This window comes from Microvirga soli (assembly GCF_016734765.1).
Taxonomy (GTDB): domain Bacteria; phylum Pseudomonadota; class Alphaproteobacteria; order Rhizobiales; family Beijerinckiaceae; genus Microvirga; species Microvirga soli.
In genome coordinates, this window is the sequence record NZ_JAERQE010000093.1 from 1 (window position 1) to 9,441 (window position 9,441).

Genomic DNA, 9,441 nt, shown 5'->3' on the forward strand with positions numbered 1-9,441 from the left:
ACCCCACGGGCGTTCATGTCAATCCTTTGCCTCGTCAGCGCATTCATCTGGACCAAATGAATGTCAACGCACTCTAGTGTTTCTCGACGAGACCTACGTCAACACCAAGATGACCCGCCTGCGCGGGCGCTCGCGGAAGGGCCAGCGGTTGCGCATGAGCGCACCCTTCGGCCATTGGAAAACTCATACGTTCGTGGCCGGGCTGCGATGCAACGAACTGAGTGCGCCGTGGGTGATCGATGGCCCGATCACCCGCTTGGCGTTCGAGGCTTACATCGAGACGCAACTGGCGCCGACGCTGAGATCAGGCGACGTGGTGATCCTCGACAACCTGACGGTCCACAAGAGCGAGAGAGCGGCGGCATGCCTGAAGCAACGCGGAGCCTGGTTCCTGTTTCTACCGGCTTATTCGCCCGACATGAATCCCATTGAGCACGCCTTCGCCAAGATTAAATCCCACCTGCGCAAGGCCGAGGCCCGAACCTTTGACGCGCTCTGGCGCGCGCTCGGCGACATATGCAATCTCTTCGAGCCACATGAGTGTATGAACTACCTCAGGGCCGCTGGATATCCGTCCGTGTAACCGTCCGATGCTCTAGAGGGTGTCGGGAAATTCGGGGGGTTCCCATCTGAAGGAGCATGACAGCCCTCTGCTATGACACCGACCTGAGCGATGCGGAGTGGGCCATCCTGGCGCCGCTCCTTGCCCTCACATTCCGCCGCGGGCGTCCTCGCAAGCATGACCTGCGTCAGGTGCTGAATGCCATTCTCTACATCCTGCGCGGCGGAGAACCCTGGCGGCGGCTGCCGCACGAGTTTCCGCCTTGGCAGAGCGTGTACGATCATTTCCGGCGATGGCGCCAGCGTGGCACGTGGCGCTCGATCAACGATGCCCTGCGCACCCGAGCCCGGATGCTGGCCGGGCGCAGTCCGGAGCCTCACGCTGCGATCATCGACAGCCAGACCGTCCGCACCAGCGAGGCCGGCGGTGATCGCGGTCATGATGGGGGCAAGCGGATCTCCGGTCGCAAACGGCATCTGGTGGTCGACACGCAAGGACTGATCCTGCACGTGCTGGTGCATCCGGCCGATGTGCATGACCGGCGCGCGGCGGAAGCCGTGTTGGCAGACCTGAGAGGCCGCTATCCGGATGTGGAATGCCTGTTTGCCGACATGGGCTCCCAGGGGCTGGCCACCTGGTTGGAGAAAGAGCTCGGATGGACGCTGCTGATCGTGAAACGACCAAGGCGCTGGATGCGGGTGCCGGCCGATCAGCCTGCGCCCGAGATGCCGGCTGGGTTTACGGTCCTGCCGCAGCGCTGAATTGTGGAGCGTACCTTCGCGTGGCTGATCCGCAACCGCCGCTTGGCCAAGGATTGGGAGGGCCTACCGGCTACGACTGAGACGTGGATGTATCTCGCGATGAGCCGCCTCATGACCAAAAGGTTAGCCCATGCAGCAGGTTAATTTCCAGACACCCTCTAGCCTTGCGCAGGCTGCCTCGCCTGGCGATGTTCACCGCCCAAGCCTTTAGCCAGGACCACTTCTTCACGCGGGTGAGCATAACCTGCGCTAGCTGACCTTGAGGCCAAAGTTACGCAGCAGGCCGCGGATGTCACTCTCGATCGCGATCGCCTTCTCCTGCATCAGCTTGCGGGCGGTCAGCAAAGCCCGACGCTGCTGGCTTGTGACGGTCTTCACGTGCACCGGCCGGAACAGGTTGACCCGCATCATCTGGGCGATGCCGCGGGCGTCGTTGCGGTCACTCTTGTTCACCTGGGCCTTGAGGAACGCCTTGGTATGCCGGGTCTCGATGCAGACCACCGGCAAGCCTGCTTACGCCAATCCGCTGAACAGCCACTGCGACAGCGGGCCGGCCTCAAGCCCGAGCCGGGCCAGCCGCCAGGCCGGATCCTGGAGCACACGGGCAAGATCCTCAGGATGGCTGGGTGCCTTCATCTCACGGCAGATGGAACCCGTCTCGTCCACGATACAGATTAAGGTCTCTTTGAGGGAGACGTCCGGTCCGGCGTAGTGCTTCATGCTGCGCACCCTTTCCTGATGCTTATGAGGGGACACCCTCACGCTATCATCAGCTCGAAGCGCTGCCTTCTAACCATTGCCGTTGCAGATGAGGCTCAAGCCGAATACCCCATCTAAACATTTAGCGTGGCTGGCTGAGCGCCACCCGGATTAAACGGCCGCATCGATTTTATCGTTGAACAGATACACCACGCTCACCGACTGACTATACAGCAGCGACGCCGCAGAGTTACGCTGCTTTCAGCGCCTCTGGCATCAGGTGCATGCAAGGGACTGTGTCGGCATGCTGATGAGCGGCAATTGTGGGGTAGTTCCCGACCCAGCCGAATGGCACAGACAAGGTCGCCGAGAACCTCCACTATCCAATGGTTCAGCACAGTTGCGTTGGCAAGGCTTTGCAAGAGGAATGTCGTTCACTCCCGACAGGACACAACACTGCTGGCCTGCTTTGGATCGGCAAGCCTTAAGGCCGCTTGAGGTAAGTTGGTAGATATGAGACACTTTATCTGCAAATGTGATCAACAATTTCCAATGTATCTTAAGGTCGTCAACAAAGCTGCAAGGAAGAGCCTGATTACAAAAGTTGCAAGTTAGATCAAGCGTATTAGCAACAGCTATGCAGTACGCTCGTTCCTTTGTGAAGGTTCGTCTCCGGGCGGCCTCGCAATAGGTTCTGGTGTGCCATTTTAGAAATACCTCACCTAATCGATCGCAATTCTAAAGTCTCTGCTCGTTTAGCCGGCCAATGCCTCCCAATTATGACGCTTTATGCCCAGTTATTTAAGGAAAAATAAATGGGAACACTAACGGAAAAGCAGAAAAAGGCTCTGAGGGAGGCTCTGTTGTATGCGTTTCCGGAGCGAGACATTTACTCCTTATTGCGAAGTACTTTCGGGATAAACCCAAGAGCTGTTATTCAAGTTCCTGGCAGGCTCGATTACGAATTGTTCCAAGTTGTTATGTGGGCGGAAGATAAGGGGCGAACGGAAGACCTGGTATCTCAGGTCATCAAGCGAAAGCCGGCCCTGGCAGAGATACTCAAGCTGGCTGGCTTTGAGACTCAGGCGGTTTACCAGACTAGTCCAGCACCTACGCTCAATATTCCCGCCGCAAGCTCAGCGCATGAATACTTGGAACGTGCGACGTATTCAGGTCAGGGGATTTTTACGCTCGATCCGTTTATTCAACGCTTCTTAGACCTACGTGGGCAGGTCTGCCATATTACGGGATCTAAATCTGGCACTGGCTTTTTAGTCGCTCCTGATCTGGTACTCACGAACTTCCATGTTGTTGAGGTTGAAATTGCCCAAAGCAAAGGTGCTAATATTGCCTGCCGATTTGATTACCTATCGGAGGCGCAGCGCGGTACTGTATTTCGACTGAAGGAGGGAGATTGCCGTAAGTGGTGCCTCGCGTATTCGAGATACTCCTCAGGAGATCTGGGCTCGGGCGGCCAATCTCCTACTCTGCAGCAACTCGACTACGCTCTTCTTAGGCTGAGTGAGCCCGTAGGAGCAATGCTGAGCACTAGTGGGGCGCGGCGAGAGTGGGTCAAACTTCAAGGGACAATGCCGATCCCGAATGCTGAAGCAACTCTTCAAATCATCCAGCATCCGGAAAATAGACCATTGTCGTACAGCGTTGGGAGAAGCCTCGGTGTCACGGCGGAAAAGGTACGTCTGCGCTACACAACTGAGACAAAGATCGGCTCATCCGGATCCCCTGTTTTCAACGCCGAACTCTCACTCGTTGCTCTACACCACGCAGCCGAACCTGGTCCTCGAGATCAGCCCGGAGAGTACAACCAAGGCATACCTATCCAAGTGATAGTGTCCGATCTGATCGAGAAAAAGGTTAATAAATTTTGGGAGTAGAAGCCCATGCCAGAAGATCTAGATCCTATGAGCGGGTCGACGGTAAAAAAACTCATCCTGCTCGGTGAACCCCTTACCCGCGGTCGCGACGAGATCTGCGAGGCCCGAAAAAACACCGAGGAGCAACTCAAACCGATTCTGTCTTCCTCTGGGATAAATGTTGTGTATTGGGATGACGGCTGGGCAGGTAAGCTAGGTCCTTCCGTCAATACAGGTGATGAAGATGCTCTGTTTCTCCAAGTGGTCGATGAGGATGCCGCCGGCATAATTGGGGATCAGCCAGACTTGCTAACTTACCCGCTGAGGCGAAAGTTGGGGCAGGCTGATCTAGGAAAAACGATCCAAGTTGTCGTCTGGAGACACGACGGCGGCGGAACTGCAATGCAAACGGGACAAGCGCCCGAGATTGTCACATTCATATCATGCACGCGAGCAGATCTCCCAAAGCGGATAAAGTCAATATGTAATGCTCAGCGTCAGCCGCCGGTCATTAGTCTAGAGCGATATACGGAGGGTAATAAGCCTATCGGCGACACTCTCGTGGCCATTGTTGCAGCCTCTACAGAGAGGTGCGATCCTCCTATACCGCCTCTGTGGGGCTTTGAGCCAACGAATTCGGCTGATGAAGATATAGATAAATCCCGCTTGGTGATCAATAAGATCCTAAGTACGTACGGCCCGAAAGGTGGGGTTATCGTTGCGATCCACGACTTGAGCCTCAATGCCCCGATGGATGCGCTGGCAGCACTTAACGCAATCCGCTCTCGCATGATGAACTATGAATACTTGCTAAGTGATGAACTTGCTGCTGTTGGGATCAGCCCCGAGCGGATTTTGAAGCTAGCCGTTGTCATGAACATGCGCGAAGTTCTTATCGGCGGTGAATTCCCGGAGAACTATAAAATCGAAGGATGGGAAGTGGTAGGCATGGAGAGAGACAACGAACAGGCTAGGCTGACCAACGACACTGATCGAGCTCTTCTCAAACGTAAGGTTGATGCTCTATTGGATGCGCAAACATGAGCACAGAAGATCCGCAGTTACAATCAGTCCAAGGCATACTGGAGGAGTTTTGCCGGGCTTACATGCTGGAGCGAGAGGTCGAACGCCTAAGGCGCGAACATAAAACGGCGCAACTTCGGAAGATACAAGGGGAACTGCTCTCCCTATTGAAGGATGCAAAGGGTTTTCCAAGACCGCCGCCACGGGCGTACCCTGGCCTGAGAAGTTTCACGTCACGCGAGGCTCACCTGTTTTTTGGGCGTCGGCGCGAGGCATCTGAACTACGCAATCGACTAGCGCGCAGTAACGTCGTTGTCGTGCTGGGGGGATCCGGATCCGGAAAATCCTCATTGGTTTTGGCGGGCGTGTTACCGAGCTTAAATGATATTGGGCAAATAGCTGGTCGTACGGGACGCTGGTATACTGCTACGTTTCGTCCAGGTGACGATCCATGCAAGAACATCACGGAAGCCATTTGGAATGACGTCTGTGTTCCGCTGTTGTCCGCAAGAGGAGGCTCTCAGGCCTTCATTGAGAGCTTCAATGTCGACACGCATCAAATGCTCGTGAACTCGAACGACGAAGCCCTGTCAGACGAAACGCAAAAATCAATCAAACGACGCGTCATCAACGTACTACAGCCCGGCGGGACATTCACGGCAGACGGGTTGTCCCTATTTCTCGAGAAGCTTGATATCATCGACACCCGGTTAGCCGAAGAAAGGCGCACCTTCCGATCTGGGAAGATCAATTTTCTTTTGCTTGCTGACCAGTTCGAAGAGATATTTCGTGACAGTGTACTTCGGGAAAAAGAGGCCGATCTTAAAGCAATAGTTGACGTACTTACCTACGCGAAAGCTCATCAACAAGGGGCTCTCGTTGTCGTCGCAACTCTTAGATCTGAAGAACTTCATAGGTGTTCGGAGATCGACAAACTGTCAGAGTTGATCAATGAAGGATTCTACCTGATTGGGCGGCCAACGTTTCAAAATCTTACAGAAGCCACGATCAAACCTGGGCGTCAAACCTTGAGGGATTGGGGTGTGCGCCCGCCGCAGGCGATAGAGAATAGTAATCATCCAAGTACATTCCCGTTTTCAGAGGATTTCGTTGCGAAACTAAAAGTCTGGACTGAACGCTTTCAGCACGATCATCGAGAGCAGTCCTTCGATCCAGAAGGAATTCGGCGCCAGCAAGCAGACCTGTTGCCACTCTTTCAACATCTACTGCGAATTATCTGGGGAGTAGCAATCGAGCGTTGGTCGAGTGAGACAGATAAATTACCGACAGTAGAAGTGGCCGATATCGAGCTTTGGCTTAAAAATCGGCGCTCCCGAGTATTAGAGTTGCGGAAATGGATGTACGGACAGACAGTTATTAAAACCGCGCGCAGGACAGATGATCCGGATGATTTGTTGCAATCGGTTTTTGATACGGGCTTCGCCATTACGCTGAGTGACGCGATTCTCGGCGAGGCTGGGCGTCCGGCAAGCAAATGGCCAACTACCGTCACAGAAGACATGTCCCGTCGATATAACCTTATTCGAGCGGCGTTCACGGCACTCGCAACACGCGATGCCAAGGGCAACGACGCGCGCAGGCCATGCTCCGCTTCAGAAATACTGCAGGCATCGAATGTCGGCGCTAATGAAGCTCTGCTCAGAGATGTACTATCATATTTCAAAGATCGCAACTACGTGCGTGGCGGCGAAGGCGAGCAGAAGTATGATGTCACGCATGAGGCGCTGATTAGAAACTCGACCGAGTATCAAATCTGGCTTTCAGAAGCTCAAAAGATATACGCCGCACTGAGAGAATCCAGCGCGGCTCTTCGTGTCGCTGGTGGAAACCATACGCATGACGGAAGTGGAGTGCGATCTTGGATCAGAAACGTTTGGAGTAACTTCTGGCTGAAACCGTTTTCCCAAGCAGCCCAAAGGCTCTCAGGAGACAGATGCCGAGATCTCGGCAAGATCTTCGGCCCAGATGCGGTATTCGAAAGTGGTTGGATTGCGCAGCGTGCCGAGTCCGGCCTTGAAAACAAGGATCCAACCGAAGAACTCAACCGCATTCAAGAGGTTTGGGAGAAGGCATCTAGATGGCGGTTCGACTTCAGTTTAGGAGGAAAGCACCCACAGACCATTGCCGAGCGCTTGACCGCCAAGGTGCTTCGCCTGCTCTGGTCACTCCGTTCGGATCCTCCCGTATCCGGTCGAGCGCTCTGGACTGCGCGCGCAATCATGTCGTCGTTGTTGGTCGGCGCAGCTGCCGTCTCAATCGGTTGGAAAGTTTGGTATACCAGCCAACAAAACCAAGATCTTGATGAAAATCGTGGTGTGTTGCAGGTTTTGGCCGTTACTGGCGATGTTGCTTACCCCCGCCAACAAAAAGATAATGAAAGAGCCCTCCATCACATTAAACTTATTGGCAAGCGTTTGATTGATTTGCTTCCGAAAATTGAAGGCAGCGATGCCAAGCGTGATCTGATGGTGGCCGAGGCCACCTTTGATGGCGCAGTACGGTCCTATTTGAAACAAACGTTCCTTGCCGAAGAGAATACGCAAATCAATACTGCCCAATATGAACTTAGGTGCATAAGATTTAATGGAGGGAATTCGATAGGTGGATACGACAAGATAGTATCACAAGATGGCACTCGGCAATTCATCGTCAATCAGGAAGAGGAGTTGATTCAAGGCAGTCGGAGGCTAAGCCATCGTTTAAAGCCAATGCATCGAAAGGATGGTGGAGATCTGATCAGTGCAGAGCTGATCCCTGAAGAAACCGCAAATCCGTTGTTTGGTCCAACGATTGTCTGTGGAGGTGACAATCTCGACTATCTGTTAGTCTGGAGCCAGTTGCCTTCAGTTTCGTGGCCGTTGATTTACCCTGTGATCTGGTTCGAGCTTGACAATCAAATGTACGCTCGGATTGACGAGCCCTATGGAGTAAGATCGCTTTCACCTAAAGTGTCTGAAATATTAACGAAGATGGGCCGGGCCATTACGGATAACGCACTTACACCTAAAGAAACCAGGGATAATCCTGACCCTCTATATCCTGATTATTTCAAAGTCACATTGATGGCGGGTGGGGCTGATCCCTGGGTGTTGATGCGAGTATCTTCTCGTGATGTTGATCCGTTTGATATCTATTTTGCGCGGAACATAAATTTTTCCATTCCAGTTCCGCCGCCGACTAAAAAACTCCCGTCGTGCAACCCTAATAATAGTCCTGCAGATAAGGGCTTCGACCCTACCAGCATCTGCGGTTCGGGTTCGAACGAAGTGAATAACTTGAGAGTAAAGCTGTATTCGTCAGCGTTTGATCGGGACAGACGTTCTGGTGTCGGCGACGCCCCATGCCTACCAGATGCAACGCTATGTACGCATCGGGTAGTGCTGAGTTACAATCCGACTGCCGCTGTCGACGGCACCCTTGTGGATATCAGTCGAACAGAAATAACTAGGGTGATCGCTCCCTCGATCCGCAGCGCGGGTGTCCTGAACGACTCTCTAATTCTAGAAGACAACACATCTACATTCAGAGCTGTTCCGGTCAACACAACTAAGTTGCTGAGCATCCTTTCGGGACTACCGCCTCACTGGGCTGAAGAAGCTGAGCCGACCACCATCTGCCGACTATTCGCCTGCAAGACCTGGGAAACCGCGAAACAGTAACTTTTTGCGCTGACGCGTTCGAAAAATACAGCCCAGTGAGTCACGTCGTGCAATGGGCATGGCTGGCCGTTCAAGGCCGCCTCACGAAGCTTGTTGTGCTGCGTGAGTTTATGTTGGTAACGACTTCGTTGTTGACGTCAGCAAGGCGTACGCGATGCAGCACGAGGTATCTGTACGTATGGTGCGCCCGGGACAAGCTCAAGATCCTGAGGGAACTGAGCGTAGAGGACGCGAGCTTTTCCAAGGTGGCTCGGTGCCATGAGGTTACCCGCCCTCACCTCCACCAATTGTGGCGGGAAAAGCGCTGCAACGGGCGGTCACCCTTTTATCCGCTATCGAGTTGGAGCCTTCCCAAGTTGTGGGCACCACGAGTGACTCAACCATTGCCACGCCGCTCACAGGACCGTCCCGTTACTAACCGGCGCTGCGCGTGGCTAGCCAAAGGAGCCGTATGCGCATCGAACTAGGAGCCCGAGGGTTGCCCCTGCCGACAGGCGGCTACCTTGCTGGATCGGGTGCAGCGCACTCACAGACCGGCCGTTGAGATGCCTCCCCCATAGCTGTCGCTATGGAGAAAGAGCCCTCCAATGCCGGTGAGGAAGATGGTCGGCAATAGTTGGTGGAAGAAGCTGTGAAAGGCTCTCGATTGGATTGATCCCGGTTTCTTGAGAACGCAGCTCTATTCTACGAAGCTCCTGCAGAGTTCCAGGCAGGTCTCGGTCACGTCCGTCAATGAGTGTAAATTCGGGTGCGGTTTGAGGTGGTCATTGGTCAGCTCGCCTGTGGGGTAATTGCCAGAGCCTGCGGGTTGAAGATGGGTGTTGCGAGTTCGGTCATCCCTT

Annotated in this window: 3 protein-coding genes and 3 pseudogenes; 5 read left to right on the plus strand and 1 reads right to left on the minus strand. The window is 54.1% G+C overall.

What is annotated here, in order from left to right:
- Positions 1-73 precede the first annotated feature (73 nt).
- Positions 74-583 (plus strand): annotated as a pseudogene (locus JKL45_RS28555) (IS630 family transposase); the annotation flags it as partial.
- 56 nt (positions 584-639) lie between these two features.
- Positions 640-1,467 (plus strand): annotated as a pseudogene (locus JKL45_RS28560) (IS5 family transposase).
- A 111-nt stretch (positions 1,468-1,578) separates the two neighbouring features.
- Here the strand turns inward: JKL45_RS28560 and JKL45_RS28565 are convergent.
- Positions 1,579-2,043 (minus strand): annotated as a pseudogene (locus JKL45_RS28565) (IS110 family transposase); the annotation flags it as partial.
- Positions 2,044-2,837: 794 nt separating this feature from the next.
- On the opposite strand from JKL45_RS28565, the gene JKL45_RS28570 reads away from it, so the two are divergent.
- The 3 genes from JKL45_RS28570 to JKL45_RS28580 are packed head-to-tail and all read left to right on the plus strand — an operon-like array spanning position 2,838 to position 8,599.
- Positions 2,838-3,917 carry a trypsin-like peptidase domain-containing protein gene (locus JKL45_RS28570; protein ID WP_190848658.1) on the plus strand — a complete coding sequence of 360 codons (1,080 nt, stop codon included), beginning with the start codon at positions 2,838-2,840 and terminating at the stop codon, positions 3,915-3,917.
- 6 nt (positions 3,918-3,923) lie between these two features.
- Entirely contained in the window at positions 3,924-4,940 is a 1,017-nt protein-coding gene (locus JKL45_RS28575) for a hypothetical protein (RefSeq protein WP_190848659.1), read from the plus strand.
- A complete protein-coding gene (locus tag JKL45_RS28580) occupies positions 4,937-8,599 on the plus strand; it encodes an nSTAND1 domain-containing NTPase (RefSeq protein ID WP_201865165.1) in 3,663 nt (1,220 codons plus the stop codon). Before JKL45_RS28575 ends, JKL45_RS28580 begins: the two co-directional genes overlap by 4 nt.
- Positions 8,600-9,441 lie beyond the last annotated feature (842 nt).

Bases quoted from the DNA above. Each gene is read 5' to 3' on its own strand.
- JKL45_RS28570 (WP_190848658.1), top strand. From the start codon at position 2,838: ATGGGAACACTAACGGAAAAGCAGAAAAAGGCTCTGAGGGAGGCTCTG.
- JKL45_RS28575 (WP_190848659.1), top strand. From the start codon at position 3,924: ATGCCAGAAGATCTAGATCCTATGAGCGGGTCGACGGTAAAAAAACTC.
- JKL45_RS28580 (WP_201865165.1), top strand. From the start codon at position 4,937: ATGAGCACAGAAGATCCGCAGTTACAATCAGTCCAAGGCATACTGGAG.